The sequence below is a fragment of the Streptomyces sp. G7(2002) genome, from assembly GCF_028870195.1.
Lineage (GTDB): Bacteria > Actinomycetota > Actinomycetes > Streptomycetales > Streptomycetaceae > Streptomyces > Streptomyces nigrescens.
The window spans coordinates 3544615-3570318 of the sequence record NZ_CP102609.1 but is presented as its reverse complement, the minus strand read 5'-3'; the positions used below and the strand labels follow the sequence as shown (position 1 = coordinate 3570318).

19 protein-coding genes are annotated in these 25704 nt (G+C 72.5%); 12 read left to right on the top strand and 7 right to left on the bottom strand.

Annotated elements, in window-relative coordinates:
• Positions 1–281: 281 nt before the first annotated feature.
• Complete coding sequence (locus tag NUT86_RS14790; RefSeq protein ID WP_018088296.1) at positions 282–818, top strand: HNH endonuclease; 537 nt, start codon at positions 282–284, stop codon at positions 816–818.
• 73 nt (positions 819–891) lie between these two features.
• Here the strand turns inward: NUT86_RS14790 and NUT86_RS14785 are convergent, their stop codons facing one another.
• Complete coding sequence (locus tag NUT86_RS14785; protein ID WP_274735631.1) at positions 892–3996, bottom strand: beta-N-acetylglucosaminidase domain-containing protein; 3105 nt, start codon at positions 3994–3996, stop codon at positions 892–894.
• Positions 3997–4463: 467 nt separating this feature from the next.
• On the opposite strand from NUT86_RS14785, the gene NUT86_RS14780 reads away from it, so the two are divergent.
• The 7 genes from NUT86_RS14780 to alc all read left to right on the top strand — a co-directional run bounded on the left by NUT86_RS14780 (position 4464) and on the right by alc (position 12559).
• Entirely contained in the window at positions 4464–4733 is a 270-nt protein-coding gene (locus NUT86_RS14780) for a hypothetical protein (RefSeq protein WP_026169402.1), read from the top strand.
• 6 nt (positions 4734–4739) lie between these two features.
• Positions 4740–6962: a 4-alpha-glucanotransferase gene (gene malQ / locus NUT86_RS14775; RefSeq protein ID WP_274735630.1), complete on the top strand. Its 2223-nt coding sequence runs from the start codon at positions 4740–4742 to the stop codon at positions 6960–6962.
• 125 nt (positions 6963–7087) lie between these two features.
• Positions 7088–8758 carry an alpha-L-fucosidase gene (locus NUT86_RS14770; RefSeq protein ID WP_274735629.1) on the top strand — a complete coding sequence of 557 codons (1671 nt, stop codon included), beginning with the start codon at positions 7088–7090 and terminating at the stop codon, positions 8756–8758.
• 68 nt (positions 8759–8826) lie between these two features.
• Positions 8827–9075 (top strand): hypothetical protein, encoded by a 249-nt coding sequence (locus NUT86_RS14765; RefSeq protein ID WP_026169401.1) that lies wholly within the window; start codon positions 8827–8829, stop codon positions 9073–9075.
• 237 nt (positions 9076–9312) lie between these two features.
• Positions 9313–10293 carry an acyl-ACP desaturase gene (locus NUT86_RS14760; RefSeq protein WP_018088292.1) on the top strand — a complete coding sequence of 327 codons (981 nt, stop codon included), beginning with the start codon at positions 9313–9315 and terminating at the stop codon, positions 10291–10293.
• A 64-nt stretch (positions 10294–10357) separates the two neighbouring features.
• Positions 10358–11323 carry a LysR family transcriptional regulator gene (locus tag NUT86_RS14755; protein ID WP_159488250.1) on the top strand — a complete coding sequence of 322 codons (966 nt, stop codon included), beginning with the start codon at positions 10358–10360 and terminating at the stop codon, positions 11321–11323.
• Between the two features lie 90 nt (positions 11324–11413).
• Complete coding sequence (gene alc / locus NUT86_RS14750) at positions 11414–12559, top strand: allantoicase (protein WP_159488251.1); 1146 nt, start codon at positions 11414–11416, stop codon at positions 12557–12559.
• A 137-nt stretch (positions 12560–12696) separates the two neighbouring features.
• On the opposite strand, the gene pepN (NUT86_RS14745) is transcribed toward alc, so the two are convergent.
• Positions 12697–15297 carry an aminopeptidase N gene (gene pepN, locus NUT86_RS14745; RefSeq protein WP_159488252.1) on the bottom strand — a complete coding sequence of 867 codons (2601 nt, stop codon included), beginning with the start codon at positions 15295–15297 and terminating at the stop codon, positions 12697–12699.
• A 196-nt stretch (positions 15298–15493) separates the two neighbouring features.
• On the opposite strand from pepN (NUT86_RS14745), the gene NUT86_RS14740 reads away from it, so the two are divergent.
• A complete protein-coding gene (locus tag NUT86_RS14740) occupies positions 15494–16015 on the top strand; it encodes a DUF1203 domain-containing protein (RefSeq protein WP_159488253.1) in 522 nt (173 codons plus the stop codon).
• A gap of 67 nt (positions 16016–16082) precedes the next feature.
• On the opposite strand, the gene NUT86_RS14735 is transcribed toward NUT86_RS14740, so the two are convergent.
• Entirely contained in the window at positions 16083–17114 is a 1032-nt protein-coding gene (locus tag NUT86_RS14735; RefSeq protein ID WP_018088287.1) for an aspartate-semialdehyde dehydrogenase, read from the bottom strand.
• A 139-nt stretch (positions 17115–17253) separates the two neighbouring features.
• Positions 17254–17856: a TetR/AcrR family transcriptional regulator gene (locus tag NUT86_RS14730; RefSeq protein WP_229838193.1), complete on the bottom strand. Its 603-nt coding sequence runs from the start codon at positions 17854–17856 to the stop codon at positions 17254–17256.
• A gap of 144 nt (positions 17857–18000) precedes the next feature.
• Between NUT86_RS14730 and NUT86_RS14725 the strand changes: the two genes are divergently transcribed.
• Together NUT86_RS14725 and NUT86_RS14720 are read left to right on the top strand one after the other, a co-directional pair.
• Complete coding sequence (locus NUT86_RS14725; RefSeq protein WP_018088285.1) at positions 18001–18252, top strand: hypothetical protein; 252 nt, start codon at positions 18001–18003, stop codon at positions 18250–18252.
• A 263-nt stretch (positions 18253–18515) separates the two neighbouring features.
• Positions 18516–20258 carry a TIGR03767 family metallophosphoesterase gene (locus NUT86_RS14720; RefSeq protein ID WP_274735624.1) on the top strand — a complete coding sequence of 581 codons (1743 nt, stop codon included), beginning with the start codon at positions 18516–18518 and terminating at the stop codon, positions 20256–20258.
• A 16-nt stretch (positions 20259–20274) separates the two neighbouring features.
• Here NUT86_RS14720 and NUT86_RS14715 read toward each other — a convergent pair whose 3' ends face one another.
• Together NUT86_RS14715 and pepN (NUT86_RS14710) are read right to left on the bottom strand one after the other, a co-directional pair.
• Positions 20275–21297, bottom strand: a complete 1023-nt coding sequence (locus tag NUT86_RS14715; protein WP_018088283.1) for a hypothetical protein — start codon at positions 21295–21297, stop codon at positions 20275–20277.
• Between the two features lie 124 nt (positions 21298–21421).
• On the bottom strand, positions 21422–24010 hold the full coding sequence (gene pepN, locus NUT86_RS14710; protein ID WP_274735621.1) for an aminopeptidase N: 2589 nt from the start codon (positions 24008–24010) through the stop codon (positions 21422–21424).
• Positions 24011–24134: 124 nt separating this feature from the next.
• Here pepN (NUT86_RS14710) and NUT86_RS14705 point away from each other — a divergent pair, with 124 nt between their 5' ends.
• Positions 24135–24770 (top strand): mycothiol-dependent nitroreductase Rv2466c family protein, encoded by a 636-nt coding sequence (locus NUT86_RS14705; RefSeq protein ID WP_018088281.1) that lies wholly within the window; start codon positions 24135–24137, stop codon positions 24768–24770.
• Positions 24771–24949: 179 nt separating this feature from the next.
• Here NUT86_RS14705 and NUT86_RS14700 read toward each other — a convergent pair whose 3' ends face one another.
• On the bottom strand, positions 24950–25591 hold the full coding sequence (locus tag NUT86_RS14700) for a superoxide dismutase (RefSeq protein ID WP_018088280.1): 642 nt from the start codon (positions 25589–25591) through the stop codon (positions 24950–24952).
• Positions 25592–25704: the final 113 nt, after the last annotated feature.

The following is a 25704-nucleotide window of genomic DNA, read 5'->3' as shown; positions in this document are numbered from 1 at the left end:
TTCCGTGTGGGACAGCAGACCCGGGCCTCGGTGGGACCCCAGGGACCGGGCAGACCAACCACACTAACGGGGCAATGAGAACGGTCCGCGCTCTTGTTCGAACAGGCAGGTTTTACGCGGGCGGGAAAGAGCGGGATCCGGACAGCGGTGCGCGGGGTGTGGTGGAAAACACCTCCGGCCCGTTACTCGGTCATGGTGGCGCTCCGACCAGGCAGCGGGGGACACTGTGGGGAGATCGTCCCGGCGCGAGCCACGCGCCGCCGGCGTACAAGGAGGCACCCGTGCCGCATGTCCTGGTCCTCAACGCGTCGTACGAGCCGCTCGGCGTCGTACCGCTCCGCCGCGCGCTCATCCTCGTACTCAATGAGAAGGCAGTCAGCCTCGAGGAGTCCGGCGCCCTGATGCACAGCGCGACCCGAGTCATCCCTGCTCCGAGCGTGGTCCGCTTGAAGAGGTTCGTGCGGGTGCCCTTTCGCGGCCCCGTGCCACTGACCCGCCGGGCGCTGTTCGCCCGTGACGGCGGGCGCTGTATGTACTGCGGTGGCGTCGCAACCAGCGTCGACCACGTCATCCCGCGCAGCCGCGGAGGTCAGCACACCTGGGAGAACGTCGTCGCCGCCTGCCGGCGCTGCAATCACGTCAAGGCCGACCGCCATGTCGCCGAGATCGGCTGGCGGCTGCGGCATCAGCCCGCCCCGCCGTCAGGACTGGCGTGGCGGATCATCGGTACGGGCCATCGCGACCCGCGCTGGCTGCCGTATTTGCAGCCGTACGGCGCGGATGACGCCCTGGCCCGGATCGACGCCGTATCGGCGTAGGTCCGGGTTTTTCCGTCCGGGGGCCGTGGGGGGCGCGCTGTGTGCGCGGCTCCCGACGGCCCTCGGACGTCGTTCAGCGCTTGCCTCCGCCGGCCGGCTGGTCCTTGTCTCCCGACCCGTCCTCGCCGCCAGGCTTGCCCTCGCCGCCCGGCCTGTCCTGCCCGCCCGGCTCCGTGACCGCGTAGGCCTCCACCGACCACAGTGAGTAGCCGAAGCGGGTGGCCCGCTTGTCGCCCTGGATGCGGACGAACCGGGCGTCCCTGGCGTCCATCCGGACGGACTCCCGGCCGCCCTTGCCGTCCCGGACCGTGGCCGCCGTACGCCAGGTGCGGCCGTCCGGGGAGACCTGGACGCGGTAGCCGGAGGCGTAGGCGTCCTGCCAGTTCAGGACGAGCCGGCCCAGGCGGGTCGGATGGGCCAGGGCGAACTGCAGCCAGGCACCGTCCTCGGCTGTGGACGACCAGCGGGTTCTGGGATCGCCGTCGGTGGCCGCCGAGGCCGGGAAATCGGGCGTCTCGTCGCCGGAGGAGGTGGCGACGGTGCCGCGTGCCAGGTCCTTGCCGCCGGTGGGCGGGTAGGTCCGCACCGTCAGCGTCTGCTCCGCGCCGCCGAAGTCCACCGGGATCTCGTACGTCCCGGAGCGGGCGTCCTCGGGGACATCGACCGTGATGCGGACCGTGGCGGTGCCGCCCCGTGGTGCGGTGACCTCCTTCGGGGCGTGCACGGTGAAGCCCTTGGGCGCCTTGACCGTCAGCTTCTCGTGGATGTCGCCGGGGCGGCGGGAGTAGATCAGGGCGTCCACCGTCGCACTGCCGCCGTTCTGGGCGTCCGCCTCCTTGCGGGACAGTTCGAGCCCGGCCGGCGGGGTGTCCTCGAACCAGGGGGTCAGCGCCTTCACGGACGGCGCCTTCGTGCCGTTCGCCCAGGTCAGCCGTACCGCGTCGGCGCGCAGCCGCGGGGTGCGCGACTCCGTCCAGCCGGTGACGGAGAGCCGGCCGAGGCGGCGCCAGCCCTCGCCGGGGACATGCGCCTCCAGGGACACGGCGCCCGCGGCGGGGCCCGGCTCGGTCAGGGCGGTGACCGCGGCCAGCCGGCGGGCCCGCTCGAAGGGCACGGTCAGCGACGTCGGGCCGTCGTCCTTCCCGTCGGGCCGGGGGGTCTCGTGGCGGGCGCCGGTCCAGGCGTCGGCCTCGGTCATCGCCCGCTCCAGGAACGGTGCGAGCACCCCCTTGCCGACCGTCGCCGGGCTGCGCCCGATCTCCTTGCGCAGCCGCTGCGCCGTGCGCTGCGCGGACCAGGCGGTGTCGCCGTCGTCGTGGGCCTGCGCCATCAGCGTGTCCACGGCGTGCACACCGGCGCTGCCGTAGCGGGCCAGCTGCTCGGCCCAGGGGCGGACCTCGGCGGCCAGATCCGCATGCAGGTCGTCGGGGGCGCTGCTCATGGTCCGGAACGCGTTCCGCAGCGCCCGGGCCGCCTTGGCGAGGTCCGCGTCCCGGCCGGGCCGGCCGTGGTTGGTCGCCGCCTCGCGGGCCGCCCAGAAGCGGTTGATCAGCACCCGCAGATACTTCGACTCGCTCCGGTCCAGCACCGAGGAGGAGTCGTTGCCGGCCAGCGCCCGCAGCGCGGCACGGGCCCGCGGATCGCCGCCCGCCAGATCGTCGACGGCCGCCTCCCAGGACTCCGCGGGGCGGTAGTTGCGGGGGTTCCACGCGTAGTCGGCGGCCGTGAACAGCGGGATACGGGAGGCGAGCGGCTGCTCCATGGCGTTGGCGAACAGCGCCGAGGAGCCGGTGGCGACGGCCGGCTCACGGCCCCGGTAGGGGCCGAGGAAGATCCGGTCCGGGGCGTAGTCGTTGACCGGGTAGTTGTCCATGGTCACCAGCGGGTGGCCGAACGCCTGGCGGGCGGTGGACAGTTCCCCGCCGGTGATGGTGCGCGGGACCACACCGACACCGGTCCAGGCCACCTCGACCCGGTCGCCGAGCTCATCGGACAGTGCGCTGCGGTACGCCGTCGAGCCGTCCTGGTAGTACTCGGTCGGCATCAGCGACAGCGGCGGGGCCTGCGGATGGCGCTCCGCGAGGTGCGCGGCGAGGGCGTTGGCGACGCGGGCCTGTGCCTTGGCCGCGGCCCGCGGGCCGGCGCCGAAGGTGTCCTGGTCGTCGTCGCAGTGCCATTCGCTGTAGCTGACGTCCTGGAACTGCAGCTGGAAGGACCGCACCCCCAGCGCCCACATCGCGTCCACCTTGCGCCGCAGCGCCCGCAGGTCCTCCTCGGAGGAGAAGCACAGCGCCTGGCCGGGGGCGAGGGCCCAGCCCAGCGTGACGTGGTTGGCGCGGGCCCGCTCGGCCAGCGCCCGGAAGTCGGCGCGCTGCTCGGCCGGGTAGGGGTCGCGCCAGCGGGCCTGCCGGTACGGGTCGTCGCCGGGCGCGTACAGATAGTGGTTCTGCTTGGTGCGCCCCATGAAGTCCAGCTGGGCGAGCCGCTGCGGACGGCTCCACGGCTGCCCGAAGAACCCCTCGGTGGTGCCGCGCACGGCCGTACCGGGCCAGTCCCGCACGGTCACCGAGGCCAGCTGCCGTCCCCCGCCCACCCGTCGCCCGCCACCACCCCGGCCGGAATCGCTGCGCGATGCTTCCCCTTGATCGCGGTCCGTGACCAGCTGCCGCAGCGTCTGCGCGGCGTGGAAGAGGCCGTCCGGGCCGACGCCGTCCAGGGCGACCGTGTCCCGGCCCGCGACCTGGCCCACGGCCAGCCGGTAGCCGCCGGAGGGCAGATCCCCGCGGGCCGGTGCCCGCAGCGCCCGCAGCGCGTCCGCGGCCTGCTCGCCGCCTACCCGGATCACCGGCCCGGCCGCGGGCAGCCGGTCGCCGGGCGCCAGAGTCCGGACGGTGTGCACCCCGGCGTCGCGCAGCAGCCCGCGCAGCACGTCCAGCGCGTACGGATCGGTGTCCGGCGCCGCCACCAGTGCCGCCTCGCCGGAGAGGGGCACGGCGGCGCCGAGCTCCTGCATCGACTGGGGGCGCGGCCAGACGGCGGGCGTTCGCCCCGCCCCGGCCGGCCGGTCCGGCTGCTCGGGCGTGCCGATGGCGGGGTCCGCGGGCGCGGCCTGGGCGCCCGGCGCCCCGCCGAGCAGACCCCCGATGACCGCGGCGGCCAGTGCGGTGGTCCCCGCCACCCGCGCGCGGGCACCCGCGCCGCTTCCCCTGCCGCCCCTACCGATTTTTCCGACGCTCCATACGCCCCGGCCTCGCACGGCTGCTCCTCGTCCCCGTCCATCGCTTACCGGTCTGCACCGGCGCCCCGTTTTCCCCGCCGATGCCCGTTCGGACAGACCTTCGGCCGTGAGCCCACCATTGTGGCGGTGAGGGTGTCAACCAGGCCATGGCGGGGTCCTGGACGGGGGTGTACGGACGGGTACGTACGGTGTTGCAGGAGGGGTGCACGGGGGGCCGCCGGTCCGCAGAACTTTCGTCGCGGGGCCCGCTTTCTGCGCGTTCTCTGCGCCTGTCGGTGTCCGCCGCAGTGAAATCGCCTGCGTGGGGGATAATGAGACGTGGGTCACGTTTCGTGAGCAGATACGTCTGCGAACGTGTCGAGTGGGTAGGGCCCACGTGTCCCACTACCGATGAACGGGAGGCCCTCGTGGCCGCATCCGCTCAACTGCTCCTCGACGCCCTGTCCTCCAAACCGGGAGGTGCGACGATGGAGCCCGACATCTTCGACGGGGTGTCCGACCCCGATTCCGGCCTCGACGGCTCCGGCTCCTACAGCTTCGTCGAGCCGCCCCTGACCAGCGAGCCCCCGCTCGCCGACGCCGCGCCACTGACCAGCGAGGTCCCGATCGCCGCCGAGCTGCCGCTGACCAGCGAGCCGACGGCCGCGGGCATGGGTACGGAGTCCATGGAGGTCTGAGGACCCATGGGCCGCGCGCGGCTCGCCCGGTTGCACGGCGTCGCCACGTCGTACGCACCCTCGCCGGGCAAGAGCGTCCAGACCGCCGACGACACCCTCGTCGCCGTACTCGCCGCACTCGGGGTCGACGCCTCGACCCCGCACGCCGTACGCACCGCCCTGGCCGCGTACGAGGACGGCGCGGGCCGTGCCCTGCTTCCCCGCACCGTCGTCGCCCGCCCTGACCGGCCACCCGACCTCACGGGTCTCCCCGAAGGCACCGTCCTCCGGGTCGAGACCGAAGGCGGGGGGACGGCGGACCTGGGGGCGCCCGATCCGGCGGCGCTCACCCGGCTGCCCCTGGGCATCCATGTGCTGGAGGCCCAAACCCCCGGCGGCCGGACCGCCCGCGCCCCATTGATCGTCGCGCCCGACCGGGTGCCCGCACCGCCCGGCCGCAGCCACGGCTTTCTGGTGCAGCTCTACTCGCTGCTGTCCCGGCGGTCCTGGGGCATGGGCGACCTCGGGGACCTCGCCGATCTCGCGGCCTGGTCCGGGCGCGCCCTGGGCACCGGCTTCGTCCAGCTCAACCCGCTGCATGCGGCCGTCCCCGGCCCGCCCACCGACCCGTCGCCCTACCGGCCCTCCTCGCGCCGCTTCCCCGACCCGGTCCATCTGCGGATCGAACACATCCCGGAGTACGCCGACCTCGCCGGCACCGCGCGCTTACGGGCCGACGAGCTGGCCGCCCGCGCCCATACGCTCCGTTCCGAGGTGCTCGAAGGGGGCGCGCTGATCGACCGGGACGCCGTCTGGGCGCTCAAGCGGGAGGCGCTGGAGCTGCTGTGGGCGGTCCCGCTCAGCCCGGGCCGGCGGGCCGCGTACTGCGACTTCCTCGCCGAGCAGGGCCAGGCGCTGGAGGACCACGCCACCTGGTGCGCGATCGCCGAGCGGCACGGGCCGGACTGGCGCGGCTGGCCCGACGGGCTGCGCGATCCACGGTCCCCGGGCACCGCCCGGCTGCGGCACCGGCTGCTGGACCGGATCGACTTCCACTGCCGGCTGGCCTGGCTCACCGACCAGCAGCTGGCCGCCGCCCAACGGGCCGCGCGGGACGCCGGGATGGCCATCGGGCTGGTGCACGACCTCGCCGTCGGTGTCCATCCCTCCGGCGCCGACACCTGGGCGCAGCAGGACGCCTTCGCCGCCGGGATGTCCATCGGGGCACCACCGGACGCCTTCAACGCCCGCGGCCAGGACTGGGGCCTGCCGCCCTGGCGCCCCGACGCGCTGGCTGCCGCGGGCTACGCCCCCTACCGGGAGCTGCTGCGCGGACTGCTGCGGCACGCCGGTGCGCTGCGGATCGACCATGTGATGGGGCTGTTCCGGCTGTGGTGGGTCCCGGAGGGCCGGCCGCCGACGGAGGGCGCCTACGTCCGCTACGACGGTGAGGCGATGCTCTCCGTGCTGGCCCTGGAGGCGCAGCGGGCCGGTGCCGCGGTGATCGGCGAGGACCTGGGCACGGTCGAGCCGGGCGTCCGCGATGCGCTCGCCGCCCGGGGTGTGCTGGGGACGTCGGTGCTGTGGTTCGAACGGGACTACGGGGGCGGGGAGCGGGATGCGGCGCCGCGGGCCGAGGCGGCGGAAGCGTCGGAAGCGGCGGACGGCCCCGGCGCGGCCAGGGCGCCGGAGGCCGTGCCCGACGGGTCCGGCAGGGGCCCGGCGGGCGAGGACGTCGCGGCCCGGGAAGCCGCCCCCGGGCCCGGCGCCGCCGCCCGCATCCTGGCGCCCGGCGAATGGCGCAGCGGCTGTCTCGCCACCGTCACCACCCACGATCTGCCGACCACCGCGGCCCGGCTGACCGGTGCGGATGTCGCGCTGCGCGAACGGCTCGGGCTGCTCGCCGGCCCGCCGGAGCGGGAGCGGTCCCGGGCGACCTATGAACTCGCCGAGTGGATGGGGGAGTTGGTGCGGCGCGGACTGCTGCCCGAGGGGCAGGGTGACGAGGAGGCGGCGGTCAAGGCCGTGCACCGCTTCCTGCTGCGCACCCCGGCGCGGATGGTCGGCGTCTGGCTGCCCGACGCGGTGGGGGACCGGCGCCCGCAGAACCTCCCCGGGACATGGGATGAATACCCCAACTGGCGCCTGCCGATCGCCGGCCCCGACGGCCGTCCGCACACCCTGGAAGAGCTGGCCGCCTCACCGCGACTGCACGCCCTGATGCGGGAGTTGTCGGACGGTTACCGCTAGGCGCACCCCCGGCACCGCTCGACGCACACCCCCTTCCGGTACCTCGCACCGTCCGGCACCATGCCGTGGACACCATCCAGACATCCGACCATTGGCCCAGCGTGGTCGGCGAGTTGGAGGGAACCATGGCACTTCGCAGCACCCGGCGGACGCTGTGCGCGCTCGCGCTCACCGCGGCCGCCGCGCTCGCCCCCGTCCAGAGCTCCCTGGCCCGGTCGCCGTCGAGCGCCCCCGCCGGCCCCTGCGACCGGCCCGTGCGCCCCGCCTCCCAGATGGCCGTCGAACCCTGTGACACCCCGGCCCGGATCATCGACAAGGCCGCCCGCATCGTTCCCACCAAGGGTCAACTCTCCTGGCAGCAACGGGAGGTCACCGCCTTCACGCACTTCGGGATGAACACCTTCACGGACCGCGAATGGGGCTCCGGCGCCGAGGACGAGAAGCTGTTCAGGCCCTCCCGTATCGACGCCGGCCAGTGGATGCGCGCGTACAAGGCGGCCGGCGCCGAGCAGGTGATGCTGACCGCCAAGCACCACGACGGCTTCGTGCTCTACCCGAGCCGCTACACCCCGCACTCCGTCGCCGCCAGTCCCGGCAGCCCGGATGTCGTGGGCGCGTACGTCAAGGCCGCCCGCCGCGCCGGGCTGAAGGTCGGCATCTACCTCTCGCCCTCCGACGGCGCCGAACTCCCGCACGCCTGGCACGCACGGTGGGTCGCGGAGATCCGCAAGAAGCAGCAGGAGGGCATCCCGCTCAGCCTGCCCGAGCGGGTCGCCCTGGAGGACGGTGACCGGGCGCCCCGCGGCCTGGGCCGCTTCGGCAACGGCAGCGAGGTCACCGAGCGCACCATCCCCACCCTCGTCCCCGGCGACGACCGCGCCGCCGCGGTCCGCAGCGGCGCGCTGCCCGCCTTCCGGGTCCGGGCGGACGACTACGACGCCTACTACCTCAACCAGGTCTACGAACTCTTCACCCGCTACGGCCCGCTCGACGAACTGTGGCTGGACGGCGCGAACCCCTGGTCGGACGCCGGGATCACGCAGAAGTACCACGTCGCCGAGTGGTTCCGGATGATCCACCGGCTCTCCCCGGACACCGTCGTCTTCGCCGGGCCGCAGGGCGCCCGCTGGGTCGGCAACGAGAACGGCATCGCCCGCGAGACGGAGTGGAGCGTCACCCCGTCCGCCGACGATCCCTGGACCGTGATGGCCGGCGGACTGCCGAACGACTCCACCGACCCCGACATCGGCTCCCGCGCCAAGCTCCTCGCGCCCACCACCAAGTACCTCCAGTGGTACCCGGCCGAGGCCGATGTCTCGTTGCGCCCCGGCTGGTTCCACCACCCCGGCGAACGCCCCAAGACGCCGGCGCAGCTGATGGACCTGTACGAGAAGAGCGTGGGCCGCAACGCCTCGCTGCTGCTGAACGTCCCGCCCGCCAGGGACGGCCGGATCGCCGCCGAGGACGTCGCCTCGCTCACCGCCTTCGGGACCGCCGTGCGTGAGACCTACGGCACGGATCTGCGCACGGCCGGGCCCGGGCCCTGGACCTTCGACCGGATCGGGATCGCCGAGGACATCCGGCACGGCCAGCGGGTCGAGCGGTTCACCGTCCGGGCGCGGACCGGCGGCACCTGGACGACGCTCGCGCACGGCACCACCATCGGGCACCGGCGGATTCTCGCGCTCCCACGGCCGGTGACCGCGGACGCCGTACGGGTCGTCGTCGAGGAGTCCCGCGGGCCGGGCCGGGTGGCACCGGTCACGCTGCACCGCAGCCGGGCCGCCGGCGGCTGAGCCCGCGGGGCCGCCGGTTGTGCCACCCCGGGCGCGCGCGGCGCAGAGGCGTCCGATACGTTGACTTCGTGAGCAACAAGGTCAATAAGAATGTCCTGCGCGCCGGAACCATCACCGCCGGCACCGCGCTGATGCTGCTGATGTCGTCCCCCGCGTTTGCGCTCACCCGCGACGATGGTGACGACCCGGGTCCGGGTCTGAGCGTGATCGAGACGCTCGGCCTCTTCGTCGCTTTGCCCATCGTTCTCTTCCTGGTCATCGCCGGGCTGGTCATGGTGGGCGACAAGTCCCCCAAGAAGGCCGGCTCCAAGGCCTGACACCGGGCACCAGTGACGCCTCAAGGGCGCCCATCGGTTACAAGAACCGATGGGCGCCCTTTGTCGTACCCGGATATTTCCGCAGGTGGAAAAGGTGTTGCGAGGCGGCTATCGCGCGATTTTCGGCCGGTTTGCGCGAGGGCTGTGTTTAACCGGCCCTAACCTACGATGACGTAACCTACGCAGCCGTAGGTCAAACCTACGGACCCGTAGGTCATCGTCCCCAGGAGTTCCCCCGTGACCATCGCCCCTGCCCGCCATAACGGAGAGCTCGGCCAGGCCGCCTGGAGCGACGCCCAGCTGCTCTACGCGCTCGAAGAGGTCGTCGAGAAGGAACTCAACCGCCATCTGAAGATCGCCAAGGAGTGGATGCCCCACGAGTACGTACCGTGGAGCGACGGGCGCAACTTCCCCGGACCGCTGGACGGCGAGGCCTGGGAGCCCGAGCAGTCCAAGGTCAGCGACATCGGCCGGATCGCCCTGGTGGTGAACCTCCTCACCGAGGACAACCTCCCCAGCTACCACCACGAGATCGCCACCCTCTTCGGCCGCGACGGCGCCTGGGGCACCTGGGTGCACCGCTGGACCGCCGAGGAGGGCCGCCACGGCATCGTGATGCGCGACTACCTGCTCACCAGCCGGGCCGTCGACCCGGACGAGCTGGAGCGGTTCCGCATGGCCCACATGTCGGAGGGCTTCGAGTCCGACAACTCGCACAGCATGCTGCACTCGGTGGCGTACGTCGCCTTCCAGGAGCTGGCCACCCGCATCTCGCACCGCAACACCGGCCACCACTCCGGTGACCCGGTCTGCGACCGGATGCTGGCCCGGATCGCCACCGACGAGAACCTCCACATGGTCTTCTACCGCAACCTCCTCGGTGCGGCCTTCGAGATGGCGCCCGACCAGACGATGTGCGCGGTGCGCGATGTCGTCACCGGCTTCCGGATGCCCGGCCACGGGATGCCCGGCTTCGAGCGGTCCGCCGCCCGGATGGCCATCGGCGGGATCTACAACCTGCGGATCCACCACGACGATGTGCTGCAGCCGGTGCTGCGCTACCTGAAGGTGCTGGAGATCGGCGGACTGGGTCCGGCCGGGCTGGCGGCGCAGGAGGAGCTGGGCCTGTTCATGGACGGCCTGGACGGCCAGGCGCGGAAGTTCGACGAGCGCCAGGCCGCCATCCTCGCCCGCCGCGAGGCCAACCGCCGGGCCTGACCCGGACGGCTCCCCGCTGCCGTGGTCAGCGGTGACCGCGGCGGCGGGTGCGTACGCTTCGCGCATGGCCGACTGGGACCTCAAGAAGCTGCGCATCCTGCGCACCCTCCACGAGCTGGGCACGGTCACCGCGACCGCCGAGGCGCTGCACATGACGCCCTCGGCGGTCTCCCAGCAGCTGACCGGGCTGGCCAAGGCGCTCGGGGTGACGCTGCTGGAGGCCCACGGCCGGCGGGTGCGGCTGACCGACGCCGCCCAGCTGGTGCTGCGGCACGCCGAGGCGGTCTTCGCCCAGCTGGAGCGCGCCGACGCGGAGCTGCTCGGCTACCTCCAGGGCGAGGCCGGCCAGGTGCGGGTCGGGGCGTTCTCCACCGCCATTCCCGCGCTGGTGGTCCCCGCCGTACAGGAGCTGCGCCGCAGCCACCCGGGGCTGTCGGTCGCCGTACGGGAGGCCGAGGCGGAGGCCGCGTACGAGCTGCTGGCGGAGGGCAGCGTCGATCTGGCGCTGTCGCTGGCCGCGCACGCCCCCACCCCGCGCGACCCCAAGTTCAGCCGGGTCGCGCTGCTCGCCGACCCGCTGGACGTGGCGCTGCCGGCCGGTCATCCGCTGGCCGCCGAACCGGGGCTGCGGCTGGCCGATCTGGCGGGCGAGCCCTGGATCTTCGGCAGCAGCGGACCCTGGTCGCAGATCACCACCGCCGCCTGTGAGAACGCCGGGTTCGTGCCCGAGCAGGCGCATGCCGCCGCCGACTGGAGCGCGATCTGGGCGATGGTCGCGGCGGGGATGGGGGTGGCGCTGGTGCCCCGGATGGCCATGGCGGGCGGCGTCGGCGCGGGCCGCGGCGTGCGGGAGCGCGGCAGTGACGGGGTCGCGCTGCGGGTGCTGCACGCGGACCAGCCGCGCCGTCATGTGATCGCAGCCGCCCGGCGCGGCTCCGAGGGGGCGCCGGGGCTGGCCCGGGTGCTGGCCGCGCTGCGGCAGGCGGCCGCCGCGCAGCCGCCGGGAGAGGAAACCGTTCAGTCCAGCTGAACGTATTCCTCAAAAACTTTCGATGGACCTGTGGGGTGGTCCGCTGCGACCGTGAAGCGGTCCGCACCTCCCCACCATCGAAGGGCAACGATGACCGCCAACCCGGCCGCCGACACCACTGATCCGCACGCCAACGACGCCAACCCGTACGGCGGCGGAGACCCCTACGCCGACTACCGCGGCGGGGACTTCCCCTTCACCTCGCTCGTCGACCTCGCCGACCGCCGCCTCGGTGCCGGTGTGATCGCCGCGAACGACGAGTTCTTCGCCGAGCGCGAGAATCTGCTGAAGCCGGCTCCGGCGGTCTTCGACCCCGAGCACTTCGGCCACAAGGGCAAGATCATGGACGGCTGGGAGACCCGGCGCCGCCGCGGCACCGACGGCGACCACCCCTTCCCCACCGACGACGACCACGACTGGGCGCTGATCCGGCTCGCCGCCCCTGGCGTGATCCGCGGCATCGTCGTCGACACCGCCCACTTCCGCGGCAACTACCCCCAGCAGGTCTCCGTCGAGGCCACCTCGCTGCCCGGCAGCCCCGGCCCCGAGGAGCTGCTCGCCGACGAGGTGAAGTGGGAGGAGCTGGTCCCGCGCACCCCCGTCCGCGGCCACGCCGCCAACGGCTTCGAGGTCACCGTCGAGCGCCGATTCACGCATCTGCGGCTCAAGCAGCACCCCGACGGGGGCATAGCCCGCCTCCGGGTCCACGGCGAGGTCGTGCCGGACCCGGCGTGGCTCGATGTGCTCGGCACCCTCGACCTGGCCTCCGTGCTGCACGGCGGCACCGTCGAGGACGCCTCCGACCGCTTCTACTCCTCGCCCGCCCAGATCATCCGGCCCGATCTCTCCCGCAAGATGGACGACGGCTGGGAGAACCGCCGCCGCCGGGTCAAGGGCACCCACGACTGGGTGCGCTTCCGTCTCGCCGCGCAGGGCGAGATCCGGGCGGTGGAGATCGACACCGCCTACCTCAAGGGCAACTCCGCGGGCTGGGCCGCCCTGTCCGGGTGCAACGGCGACCCGGCCGACGAGGCCTCCTGGTTCGAGATCCTGCCGAAGACGAAGCTCCAGCCCGACACCCCGCACCGCTTCGCCCTGCCGGCGGCCGTCACCGCCACCCACGTACGGCTGGACGTCTTCCCCGACGGCGGCCTCGCCCGGATGCGGCTGCACGGCGACCTCACCGAGGCCGGCCGCGCCGCACTCGGCCGCCGCTTCGACGCGCTGGGCGGCTGAGCCGCACCCCCGTTTTCCGCCGGACCCCGCCGGAGGGGGACGGGGCCCGGCGGCCCCCGGCCCGCCCGGCGGACGGAGCGCACCGGGCGCCCGTCCGCCGGGCGGCACCACCCCGGCAGTGCCGGGAGGCGGACCGGTCAGGCCGCCGCGTCGGCCCGCTGCGCCTTCAGCGCCCGCTCGATCCCCGCCCGCGACTCGGTCATCAGCCGGCGCAGCGCCGGGCTCGGGTCGGCCGAGGCCAGCCAGGCGTCCGTGGTGTCCAGGGTCTCCTGCGAGACCTGCAGCGCCGGGTAGAGACCCACCACGATCTGCTGCGCCATCTCATGGCTGCGGGAGTTCCAGATGTCCTTCACCGCGGCGAAGTACTTCGCGGTGTACGGCGCCAGCAGCTCCCGCTGGTCCGGCTGGACGAAGCCGCCGATGACGGCCTCCTGCAGGGAGTTGGGGAGCTTGTCCGACTCCACGACCGAGGCCCAGGCCTCGGCCTTCGCCTCCGCGGTGGGACGCGCCGCGCGCGCGGTCGCGGCGTGCCGCTCGCCCGCGGAGGTCTTGTCCCGGTCCAGCTCCGCCGCGATGGCCTTCTCGTCCGCCCTGCCGGTGGCCGCCAGCCGCTGCAGCAGCGCCCAGCGCAGCTCGGTGTCCACGGCCAGCCCGGAGATCTCCTCCGTACCGTCCAGCAGGCCCTGCAGCAGGTCCAGTTGCGCGTCCGTACGGGCCGAGGCGGCGAACGCACGGGCCCACGCCAGCTGGTGGTCGCTGCCCGGCTCGGCCGCCCGCAGCTGCTCCAGGGCCGCCGCGGTCCACGTCGCCAGACCCGTCTCGCGCCACTCCGGAGCCGCGTACAGGTCCAGCGCCAGCTTCACCTGGCGGTGCAGCGACTGGACGACGCCGATGTCCGACTCCTTGCCGATGCCCGACAGCACCAGCGACAGATAGTCGCGGGCGGGGAGTTCGGCGTCCCGCGTCATGTCCCAGGCCGACGCCCACGACAGGGCGCGCGGCAGCGACTCGGTGAAGTCGCCGAGGTGTTCGGTGACGGCCTTCAGCGACTCCTCGTCCAGCCGGACCTTGGCGTACGACAGATCGTCGTCGTTGAGGAGGATGACGGCCGGCCGCGCCTTGCCCACCAGCTGGGGCACGGCGGTCAGTTCACCGTCCACGTCCAGCTCGATGCGCTCGGTCCGCACCAGCTTGCCGTCCCGCAGCTCGTAGGCGCCGACCGCGATCCGGTGCGGCCGCAGCACCGGCTCGCCCTTGGCGCCGGCCGGCAGCGCCGGAGCCTCCTGCTTCACCGCGAAGGAGGTGATGACGCCGGCGCCGTCCACCTCGATCTCCGGCCGCAGGATGTTGATCCCGGCGGTCTCCAGCCACTTCTTCGACCAGGTCTTCAGGTCACGGCCGGAGGTCTCCTCCAGCGCGCCGAGCAGATCCGAGAGCCGGGTGTTGCCGTAGGCGTGCGCCTTGAAATAGGCCTGCACGCCCTGGAAGAACTCGTCCATGCCGACATAGGCCACCAGCTGCTTGAGGACGCTGGCGCCCTTGGCGTAGGTGATGCCGTCGAAGTTGACCAGCACATCGTCGAGGTCATTGATCTCGGCCATGATCGGGTGCGTGGACGGCAGCTGGTCCTGCCGGTAGGCCCAGGTCTTCATGGAGTTGGCGAACGTCGTCCACGAGTGCGGCCACTTCGAGCCCGGGGCGTAGGCCTGGCAGGCGATCGAGGTGTAGGTGGCGAACGACTCGTTCAGCCACAGGTCGTTCCACCACTCCATGGTGACCAGGTCGCCGAACCACATGTGCGCCAGCTCGTGCAGGATCGTCTCCGCGCGCACCTCGTACGCCGCGTCCGTCACCTTGGACCGGAAGACGTACTGGTCACGGATGGTCACCGCGCCCGCGTTCTCCATCGCGCCGGCGTTGAACTCCGGCACGAAGAGCTGGTCGTACTTCGCGAACGGGTAGTCGTAGTCGAACTTCTCCTGGAACCACTCGAAGCCCTGCCGGGTGACCGCGAAGATCTCGTCGGCGTCCAGGTGCTCGGCCAGCGACGGCCGGCAGTAGATGCCCAGCGGCACCGTCCGCCCGTCCTTCTCGTACGAGCTGTGCACGCTGTGGTACGGGCCGGCGATCAGCGCGGTGATGTAGGTCGAGATCCGCGGGGTCGGCTCGAAGCGCCAGACGTTGTCGCTCGGCTCCGGCGTCGGCGAATTGGAGATCACCGTCCAGCCCTCCGGGGCCTTCACGGTGAACTGGAAGGTCGCCTTCAGATCCGGCTGCTCGAAGGAAGCGAACACCCGACGGGCGTCCGGCACCTCGAACTGTGTGTACAGATAGGCCTGTTGGTCGACCGGGTCGACGAAACGGTGCAGCCCCTCACCGGTGTTGGTGTAGGCGCAGTCCGCCACGACCGTCAGATCGTTGCGGCCGGCCCGCAGCCCCGTCAGCGCGATCCGCGAGTCCTTGAACACCTCGCCCGGATCCAGCGCCTCGCCGTTGAGCACCACTTCGCGCACGGCCGGCGCCACCAGATCGATGAAGGAGTCCGCGCCCGCCTCGGCGACGTCGAACCGCACCGTCGTCACGGACCGGTACGTGCCTCCTGCGCTCCCGTCCTCGGCCGACCCGGGGGCGCCCCCCTCCTGCGCGGCGGAGAGGTCGAGATCGATCTCATACGCGTCCACGGTCAGCAGGCGCGCCCGCTCCTGCGCCTCGTCGCGGGTCAGATTTGTGCCAGGCACCCGGCCATCTCCTTCGCATGCGTCATCACATCGGACTCTTCGGCCATCCTTCCACGTGGTCCGGCCTCCGCGGGGTGGTGATCGAAGGAGTGGAGAGCACCCGCGCCGGGCCGGCTTCCGGCACTCCGGAGCGCGCGCCGATCACGGCGTCCGATTCCCGCCAGCGCGCGCGGCCCGCGCGCACGAGGCTGGGCCCATGACGACCTACACCGCACTTCCTCTCCCGGCGACCGCCCACAAGGAGCTCTGCGCAACCGACGACGCCGGGCGGCCCGCCGCGCCGTTCACCGCCCGCGAGGACGGGGTGCCGCTGGACGCCGTCGGCAGTCCGCTGCGCTGCTGTCTGCGCGACGTCCGCGCCGGCGAGCGGGTCGCGCTGGTCTCGTACGCGCCGCTGCGCCGCTGGGCGGACGCGACCGGGGCGCAGCCCGGGGCCTACGACGAGCAGGGCCCGGTGTTCGTCCACGCCGAGCCGTGCGGCGGCCCGGACGCCGCGGCCGGCCGCTATCCGGCCGTGCGGGCGGGCGCCCTGCGGGTGCTGCGCCGCTACAACGCCCGGGGCGAGATCGTCGGCGGCCGGCTCCTGGAGGTCCCGGGGGACGCCCCGGCGGCGTTCGACGCGGCCCTCGGGGAGGCGTTCGCGGACCCGGAGGTGGCGCTGGTGCACGTCCGGGCCGTGGAGTACGGCTGCTTCCACTTCGAGGTCCGGCGGCCCTGACCGTGAAAACGGCGGGTGCCCGTACGGAGACTCCGTACGGGCACCCGCCGTTTTGCGCCGGGGGCGGTCAGCCGCGCAGCTCCGCGGCGACCAGCTCCGCGATCTGGACGGCGTTCAGCGCCGCGCCCTTGCGGAGGTTGTCGTTGGAGACGAACAGCGCCAGGCCGTTCTCGGCGGTCTCGTCCTCACGGATGCGGCCCACGAAGGACGCGTCCTGGCCGGCGGCCTGGAGCGGGGTGGGCACGTCGGAGAGGGTGACGCCGGGGGCGCCGGCCAGCAGCTCCTGGGCCCGGGCGGGGCTGAGCGGACGCGCGAAGCGGGCGTTGACCTGCAGCGAGTGACCGGTGAAGACCGGGACGCGGACACAGGTGCCGGACACCTTCAGGTCCGGGATCTCCAGGATCTTGCGGCTCTCGTGGCGGAGCTTCTGCTCCTCGTCGGTCTCGTTCAGCCCGTCGTCGACGATCGAGCCGGCCATCGGCAGCACATTGAAGGCGATCGGGGCGACGTACTTGTCGGGCTCCGGGAACTCCACCGCGCCACCGTCGTGCGTCAGCTTGGTGGCGTCCTGCTCGATGACCTTGCGGACCTGGCCCTCCAGCTCCTCCACACCGGCCAGACCGCTGCCGGAGACCGCCTGGTAGGTGGCGACGACCAGCGAGACCAGACCGGCCTCGTCGTGCAGCGGACGCAGCACCGGCATGGCGGCCATGGTCGTGCAGTTCGGGTTGGCGATGATGCCCTTGGGCCGGTCCGTGATGGCCTGCGGGTTGACCTCGGAGACGACCAGCGGGACCTGGGGGTCACGGCGCCAGGCCGAGGAGTTGTCGATCACGACCGGTCCGGCGTCGGCGACCTTCTCCGCCAGTGCCTTGGACGTGGCGCCGCCGGCCGAGAAGATCACGATGTCCAGCGCCGAGTAGTCGGCGGTGGCCGCGTCCTCGACGGTGATCTCGGTGTCCTGCCACGGAAGGGTGCGTCCGGCGGACCGGGCCGAAGCGAACAGCCGCAGCTGCTCGACCGGGAAGTTCCGCTCGGCGAGGATGCCCCGCACCACGCCGCCGACCTGTCCGGTGGCTCCGACGATTCCGATCCTCATGGGACTCCTTCTTTCTGGCCTGACATGGGTGTCTGCTCGGAACACCTGCTCAGTAGTGCCTCCATCATGTGTGTGATACCCGTCGCGTTGTCCAATCCGTTCCATTCCGTGGAGCGTGGACGGCGCCGGAATCCACCTTTCAAGGATGCGGCACCGGGGGCGGAAGCAGCGCCTCCAGCGCGCGGTCGAGGGCGCACAGCAGCGCGTCCCGGTCGTCGGGCGCGTACAGCAGCCGCAGCGCCAGCCCGTCGGACAGCGCGAGTACGGCATCCGCGAGGGCCAGGCAGTCGGCGGCCGGATCCGGGCCGCGGCCGTGCCCGGCGGACGCCAGCCAGCCGCCGAGGGCCTCCCGGACCCCCTGGTCGACCTGCCGGCGGATCGCGCCGAGCCCGGGATGGTGGGCCGCGCGGGTGGCGAAGGCCAGCTGGGCCGCGGCCTCGGCCCGGCGTTCGGCGTCCACGGGGAGGGTGGCGAGGACGAGTGCCCGCAGCGCCTCACGCGGTGGCAGACCGCGCTCGACGGCGGCCATCCGCTCCTCGACGCGTTCACCGGCCAGCTCGGCGGCGAAGGCCAGCAGCTCGTCCTTGGTGCGGAAGTACTTCTGTACGGCACCCGGTGAGCGGCCGGCCGCGGCGGCCACGGTGCGCACGCTGACCTCGTCCAGGCCCTGCTCCGCGGCGAGGCGCAGAACCGCCGCACCGATCTGCCGGCGCTGCTGCGCACGGTCCACGGTTCTGGGCACGGTGTGCTCCTCCTCACTCCCGCCGTCGGGCGGTCTCCGCCGGCGCGTCCCCGTCAGGATACGGGTGTATTCTTTTTGAGATACGGTCGTATTCTCAAAATGGAGTGCGGCTTCAAAGGCGTGCTGACGCGAAGGGGGACAGGGATGGCGGAGCGACGTGATCCTGCCGAGCGGATCTCGGACCGGGAGCGGGACCGCAGGGACCTGCGGGCATGGATCGAGGAGTGGCGCTACTGGCTCGGCGGCGCCGTGATCATGTCGGCGGTCTGGGGTGTGCACTGCTTCCACAAGGGTGAGCTGGAGTTCTACTGGCCGCTGCTGCCGCTGGGCGTCTGGGCCGCCGTGCTGGTCGCCCTCGCCGTGTGGCCGCGCGGCGGGGAGGCCGGTGGCGCATAGCGGGCCGGGCGGGGGCGGAGTGCGGCTGACCGGACGGCCGTGCCGCCCCCGCTGCCCCGCCGGGTGAACGGCCGGTGACCGGCGTCCGCCGACGGCAACAGGGGCCGGTGACCGGCCGATGACACGGAGATCCCTGTGCGGTGATGGGTTCTCCGCGTTGCGGTGGCGTTCACGTCCAGGTCACCCCCGCTGCCAACCATCCAAGGTGACAGGGCAGTTGTGCTGCCCGGCCGCCTTTGCGTTCGCACCCGGGGAGCCCGCGTATGTCCCGTATACGGTCCGCCGCCGCCACTCTCGACCGCCGTACGTTCCTCGCCGCCACCGGAGCCGTCGGCGCCGCCACCGGACTCGGGCTCGCCTTCGGCCCCGACCGGACGGCGCAGGCCGCCACCGTCAGCCCCGGCCCGGCCCCGGCGGCGCCCGTACCGGTCGAGGCCCCCGCCGTCCCCCGCGTCCCCTACACCCGGGGCACCACCCTCGGCGGTGTGTCCGCCCCGCGCGGCAGCGGCGGCTTCCGCCGGCTCGGCGACGGCCCCGCCTGGGACCGGGTGGTACGCACCGAGCTGGGCACCGCACACGGCGGACGGGACGGGCGGCGTACCGCGCTGGCCTCGTTCGTGCAGTTCACCGATCTGCACCTGGTCGACGTACAGAGCCCGCTGCGCTACGAGTACCTGCGCGCCGAGACCGCCAGCGCCTGGCGGCCGCAGGAGGCGCTGTCCGTGGCCGGGGTCGTCTCGCTGATCGAGCGGGTCAACGCGCTGCCCGGCGGGCCCGCCACCGGCGCCCCGCTGTCCTTCGTGATGACCACCGGCGACAACACCGACAACAACTCCAAGCTGGAGCTGGAGTGGTACCTGACCGCCATGAGCGGCGGCCGGATCACCCCGAATTCCGGCGACCCGCGCCGCTACGAAGGCGTCCAGGACAGCGGGCTGAAGCTGTACTGGCAGCCGGACAGCGCGGTGCGCGACGCCGACAAGGCGCTGGGCTTCCCCCGGCTGGACGGGTTCCTGGACGCGGCGATCCGGACCGTCCACAGCCCCGGCCTGCGGATGCCCTGGTACTCGACGGTCGGCAACCACGACTCGCTGCCCGGCGGCTGCTATGCGCCCGGTGACCCGTTCTGGACCGAGGTCGCCACCGGCGAGCACAAGCTGGAGACGCTGCCCTCCGCCGAGGCCGCGAAGGTGTGGCAGGCGGTCAAGGACGGCCTCGACCCCAAGGGGGAGGACTTCAAGCGGCTGCTGAAGTCGCACGCCAAGCAGTCCAGGAGGGTCACCCCCGACGAGCGGCGCGCCCCCTTCACCCGGGCCGAGTATCTGCGCGCCCACCTGGACCCGGCGCACACCGGCCCCGGCCCGCACGGCCACGGCTACACCGCCGCGCACCTCGACGGGACCCGCCTCTACTACAGCTTCCGGATCTCCGACGACGTCCTCGGCATCAGCCTGGACACCACCGACCCCGGCGGCCACTACACCGGCTCGGTCGGCGACGCCCAACTGCGCTGGCTGGAGCGGACCCTGAAGGAGAACGGGAAGGGCGAGAAGGCCCATGTGCTGGTCTTCAGCCACCACACCAGCAAGACGATGAACAACACCCGCCCCGACCCGGCCCGGCCGCACGAGAAGCGGCACGGCGGCCCGGAGCTGGTCGAGGTGCTGGCCGCGCACCCCGCGGTCGTCGGCTGGATCAACGGCCACAGCCACAAGAACGAGATCATGGCGCACGGCGGCTTCTGGGAGATCTCCACCGCCTCGCACATCGACTTCCCGCAACTGGCCCGGGTCATCGAGCTGGTGGACAACCACGACGGCACGCTGTCGCTGTTCACCACCCTGGTCGAGTCGGCCGCCCCGCACCGCACGGACTTCACCGACCTCTCGCAGACCGGGCTGGCCGCCCTCTACCGCGAGCTGTCCTTCAACGCGCCCCAGTCCCGTACGGACCTCGCGGGCACGGCCCGGGACCGCAACGTCGAGCTGCTGCTCAAGCGGCGCTGACCGGCCCGGGGCCGCACTACCGCGGCAGGACCACCACATACGCACCCGGCTCCCGGTCCCCGGCGGCCATCAGGGCCGTACGGACCACCGCGGCCTGCTGCTCCGGGGACTGGCGCAGGGTGCGGGGCAGACAGCGGACGACGGTGATGCCCAGGCGCTCCAGATGCTCGCGCTTGTGGAAGAACGGCGAGTGCAGCGGGTCCTCCTCGGCGCGCGGTGCCCGGGTGTCGATCTCCAGGGCCACCGAGTGCTCCGGCCAGAAGGCGTCCACACCGCCCAGGTGCGGCCCGCCCGGCAGCCGCAGATCGACGTTCCACAGCGGGTCCGGCAGCCCGTGCTCCCGCACCATGGCGTACAACTGCTGCTCCGCCAGCGCCCGGCCCTCGGCCAGCAGGGTGTCCACCGCGTCCACCACGTGCGGCCGGGTCAGCAGCCGGGCCCGGCTCAGCTCCCGTACCACCGCACTCGCCTCGCAGTGGCCGCCGCGGACCGCCTCGGTCAGCAGCCGGCGCACCGCCGAGGCGTCGGTGAGCGTGCCGATCGCGTCCGCCAGCGCACGCGGCACCGGCGCGGCCGGCACCCCCGTGACGTCCTGCGGGACGGGCAGTTCCACCGCCCGCAGGATCCGCGCGAAGCCGGTGGAGCGCAGCCGCCGGGTGCGGGAGACCAGCACCTCGATGCGGTCCAGGGCGAGCAGCGGGGGCGCCTCGGTGAAGCCGTGCAGGGCGAGCGCCGCCAGGCCCGTGATCATCGCCTCCGGGGCGTCCCCCGAGGGACTGCCCTGCCGGGGGACGGTCGGCCCCCGGTGACTGGCGTACAGCAGGACCGCATGCAGCCGCTCCTCGCTGGTGGGCGGCCCCGCATGGAGCAGGTAGATGCCCGGGAGCACTTGTTGCCAGCTGCCGCCGGGGCGGCAGCGTTCGGTGGTCTCCGCCGCCGCGATGCCGTGCTCGCGCAGCTGACGGGTGGTCATCACCCGGCACCGGGAGGCGGTCAGGTGCTGGAGGGGGAGGGGGGAGAGCGGGGTGTCGTGGTTCATGCCGGGTCGATTCCCGCCCCCGCTCCGCCCCTTAACCGCTGTTACACGCCCGTACCACAAACCGGACAACCCTGTACTAAAGTACGGGCGTTCGACTGCCGAAAAAGGCTGGTCGTCACGGGGGTTACGGCCGTGCCCCGGCCGCCTCGTCACAAGCCTGTGCCCGCAGCGCACGGGCCAGATCGTCCCGCTCCTCCAGCACCATCCGGCGCAGCGCCGGGGCCGCCTGGCCGTGCCCGTCCAGCCAGCGGTCCGCGGCGTCCAGCGTGGCCTGCTCCACCTGCCAGGACGGGAACAGCCCGCGCACCACATCCATCGCGATCTCGATGGACCGCTCCCGCCACACCCGCTCGATCTCCGCGAAGTAGCGCGGGGCGTACGGGGCCAGCAGCTCCCGCTGCCCGGGCTGCGCGAACCCGGCGATCGTCGCCTCCACCAGCGCGTTGGAGAGCGCATCGGACTCCACGACGTCCGCCCACGCCTGCGCCTTCACCGCGGCCGAGGGGCGGGCGGCCAGACAGCGCACCTGGTGGCGCTTGCCGGACGCGGTGTCGTCACGGGCCAGCTCGGCGGCGAGCACCGCCTCGTCCGCGACACCGTGGGCGGCCAGCGGCTCCAGCAGGGTCCAGCGCAGCTCCTGGTCCACGTCCAGGCCGTCGATCTTCGCCGTACCGTCCAGCAGGCCCTTGAGCAGCTGGAGATCGGCGGGCGTGGTGGCGAGCGCGGCGAAGTGCCGGGCCCAGGTGAGCTGATGGCCGCTGCCGGGCGCGGCCAGCCGCAGCTCGTGCAGCGCGCCCTCGGCCAGGTCCCGCGCCGCGGGCTCCCGGCGGTCCGGCGCGGAGTAGTACTCCAGCGCCGTCTGCGCCTGCCCGTGCAGCGACTGCAGCACACCGATGTCGGTCTCCTGGCCCGCGAACCGCCGCACCAGGCCGAGGTAGTCGCGGGCCGGCATCAGCCCGTCCCGGGTCAGACCCCACAGCGCGGCCCAGCACAGCGCCCGCGCCATCGGGTCGGCCAGATCGCCGAGCCGGGCCCGCAGGGTGGCCAGCGACCCCTCGTCGAAACGGACCTTGCAGTACGTCAGATCGTCGTCGTTGACCAGGACCAGCTCGGGCCGCTCGGCACCGGCCAGCTCCGGGACGACCGTCCGCGGCCCGGAGACGTCCACCTCCGCACGGGCGTAGCGCACCAGCGCCGGGTCCGCGCCCTGGCGCCGGTAGAGGCCCACCGCGACCCGGTGCGGCCGCAGCTCGGGCTGCTCGGGTGCCGCCTCCTGGAGGATGCTCAGCTCGGTGATCCGGTCCTTGGCGTCATAGGTCACCTGCGGGGTCAGGGAGTTGACGCCCGCGGTCTCCAGCCAGGCACGCGACCAGCTCGCCAGGTCCCGGCCGGACGTCTCCTCCAGCACCGTCAGCAGGTCCGTCAGCCGGGTGTTGCCGTAGGCGTGCCGCTTGAAGTAGCGCCGGGCGCCCTCCAGGAACGCCTCCTGCCCCACATACGCCACCAGCTGCTTGAGGACCGCGGCGCCCTTGGCGTAGGTGATGCCGTCGAAGTTGAGCTTGGCGTCCTCCAGGTCACGGATGTCGGCGGTGACCGGGTGGGTGGAGGGCAGCTGGTCGGCGCGGTAGGCCCAGGACTTGCGGCGGTTGGCGAAGGTGATCCAGCCGCCCCGGAAGCGGGTCGCCTCCACCAGCGCGAAGGCCCCCATGAAGTCCGCGTAGGACTCCTTGAGCCACAGGTCGTCCCACCACTGCATGGTGACCAGATCGCCGAACCACATGTGCGCCATCTCGTGCAGGATGACGTTGGCCCGGCGCTCGTAGGACGCCTCGGTCACCTTCCCGCGGAAGATGAACTCCTCGCGGAAGGTGACACAGCCGGGGTTCTCCATCGCCCCGAGGTTGTACTCCGGGACGAAGGCGGTGTCGTACTTCCCGAACGGGTACGGGAAGTCGAAGTGGTCGTGGAAGAAGTCCAGGCCCTGCTTGGTGACGGTGAAGACGTCGTCCGCGTCGAAGTGCTTCGCCAGGCCCTTGCGGCACAGCGCGCCCAGCGGGATCTCCAGCTCCGTCCCGTCCTCGAAGGTGCGCCGGTAGGTGTCGGAGACGAAGTGGTACGGGCCGGCGACCACGGCCGTGATGTACGTCGAGATCGGCTTCGTCGTCGCGAAACGGTGCCGGCCGCCCTCGGCCCCGCCCTCCTGCGCGCCGTTGCTGACCACCAGCCAGCCCTCGGGGGCGGTCACCTCGAAGGTGAACGGGGCCTTCAGGTCGGGCTGTTCGAAGTTCGCGAAGACCCGGCGGGAGTCGGCCGGTTCGTACTGCGTGTAGAGGTAGACCTCGCCGTCCTCGGGGTCCACGAAGCGGTGCAGGCCCTCACCGGTCCGGCTGTAGGCGCACTGCGCGTCGACGACGAGGGTGTTCTCGGCGGCCAGCCCGCCCAGCGCGATCCGGGTGCCGTCGAACACCGCCCCGGGGTCCAGCTCCCGGCCGTTGAGGGTGACCGAGGTGACCGACGGTGCCAGCAGGTCCACGAAGGTCGAGGCGCCGGGCTCGGCGCAGCGGAAGCGGAGGGTGGTCAGGGAGCGGAAGGTCTCGGCCGACGCGTCACGGGCGACCGCTGAGCGGACGTCCAGCGCCACGTCGTAGGCGTCGACGCTCAGCAGCCGGCCCCGCTCACGTGCTTCGTCCCGGGAAAGATTCTCACCTGGCACGCCGTGACTCCCTCGTCCTCGTCTCGAATATCGAACACGGGGAATCATGGCACGCCCACCGGCGGTTGAACCTTCCAGGAACTGCACCGTTGACCTACGCGCACAGCCGTGAAGAGGAGACCCCGTGTCCGAGACCGCGAAGACCCCCGCAGACTTCTGGTTCGACCCGCTGTGCCCCTGGGCCTGGATGACCTCCCGCTGGATGCTGGAGGTGGAGAAGGTCCGCCCGGTCGAGGTGCGCTGGCATGTGATGAGCCTGGCGGTGCTGAACGAGGACCGGCTCGACGAGCTGCCCGAGGAGTACCGCGAACTGCTCAAGACCGCCTGGGGCCCGGTGCGGGTGTGCATCGCCGCCGAGCAGCAGCACGGCAGCGAGGTGCTCGGCCCGCTCTACACCGCGCTCGGCACCCGCTTCCACAACCGCGGTCTGGAGCGCACCCGCGAGACGATCGTGGACGCCCTCGCGGAGGCCGGCCTGCCCGCCGAGCTGGCCGACGCCGCGGACTCCGACGCCTACGACGCGGAGCTGCGCGCCTCCCACAAGGAAGGCATCGACCTGGTCGGCCAGGAAGTCGGCACTCCCGTCATCGCCGTCCCGGGTCACGACGGCGACCAGATCGCCTTCTTCGGCCCGGTCGTCACCCCGGCCCCCAAGGGCGAGGAGGCCGCCAAGCTGTGGGACGGCACGCTGATGGTCGCGTCCATCCCGGGCTTCTACGAGATCAAGCGGACCCGGACGCAGGGCCCGATTTTCGACTGAGACCCGGGCTGTGGGCAGTCGTTCCGCTGGGCGGAACGGGTGGGCACAGACCGACCACCGGCCCGTGGACGAACACGGGCGAGGCCCCACGAGTCACGTCCTCGTGGGGCCTCGCCGTTCTTCCGCCCGCCAAGCGAAAGGTGAGAAGACGATCACGAGGCGGGACGTCTGTAACGCCGTTACGGAGCCAGCAGCAGGTTGTTCGCCCGCTCCTGAGCGGAGCGGTACCGCTTGGCGACGTCCTGCCAGTTCACGACCTGCCACATGGCCTCGATGAAGTCCACCTTCTGGTTCTTGTACTGCAGGTAGAAGGCGTGCTCCCAGGCGTCGAAGACCAGGATCGGGACCGAGCCCTGGCCGACGTTGCCCTGGTGGTCGTAGATCTGCTCGACGATCAGCCGGCCGGTGACCGGCTCGTAGGCGAGGACGCCCCAGCCGGAGCCCTGGGTGGTGGCGGAGGCCTTGGTCAGCTGGGCCTTGAACTTCGCGAACGAGCCGAAGGACTCGGCGATCGCGTCGGCCAGCTCGCCCACACCGTCCTTCTCCAGCGGCTCGCCGCCGCCCTCACCGGTCATGTTGTGCCAGTAGATGCTGTGCAGGATGTGGCCGGAGAGGTGGAACGCGAGGTTCTTCTCCAGGCCGTTGATGCTGCCCCACTGGTCCTTGTCGCGCGCCTCGGCGAGCTGCTCCAGGGTGTCGTTCGCACCCTTCACATACGCCGCGTGGTGCTTGTCGTGGTGCAGCTCGATGATCTCGGGGCTGATGACCGGGGCCAGCGCCGCGTAGTCGTAGGGGAGTTCCGGAAGTGTGTAGGTCGCCATGCCGATCCCGCCTCCAAGCTGCTTACATGCAGTAGTTGCAAACAATGTGCAAGAGCACGCTATCAGCAGCAGTGATCACCGGCCGGTTGTGGTGACCGGCCTGGTCCCAAAGA

Excerpts from the sequence above, each read along its gene's own strand:
- NUT86_RS14700 (WP_018088280.1), bottom strand. The coding sequence starts at position 25,591 with ATGGCGACCTACACACTTCCGGAACTCCCCTACGACTACGCGGCGCTG.
- NUT86_RS14715 (WP_018088283.1), bottom strand. The coding sequence starts at position 21,297 with ATGAACCACGACACCCCGCTCTCCCCCCTCCCCCTCCAGCACCTGACC.
- NUT86_RS14735 (WP_018088287.1), bottom strand. The coding sequence starts at position 17,114 with ATGAGGATCGGAATCGTCGGAGCCACCGGACAGGTCGGCGGCGTGGTG.
- alc (WP_159488251.1), top strand. The coding sequence starts at position 11,414 with ATGACCGCCAACCCGGCCGCCGACACCACTGATCCGCACGCCAACGAC.
- NUT86_RS14770 (WP_274735629.1), top strand. The coding sequence starts at position 7,088 with ATGGCACTTCGCAGCACCCGGCGGACGCTGTGCGCGCTCGCGCTCACC.
- malQ (WP_274735630.1), top strand. The coding sequence starts at position 4,740 with ATGGGCCGCGCGCGGCTCGCCCGGTTGCACGGCGTCGCCACGTCGTAC.
- NUT86_RS14740 (WP_159488253.1), top strand. The coding sequence starts at position 15,494 with ATGACGACCTACACCGCACTTCCTCTCCCGGCGACCGCCCACAAGGAG.
- NUT86_RS14755 (WP_159488250.1), top strand. The coding sequence starts at position 10,358 with ATGGCCGACTGGGACCTCAAGAAGCTGCGCATCCTGCGCACCCTCCAC.
- NUT86_RS14725 (WP_018088285.1), top strand. The coding sequence starts at position 18,001 with ATGGCGGAGCGACGTGATCCTGCCGAGCGGATCTCGGACCGGGAGCGG.
- NUT86_RS14720 (WP_274735624.1), top strand. The coding sequence starts at position 18,516 with ATGTCCCGTATACGGTCCGCCGCCGCCACTCTCGACCGCCGTACGTTC.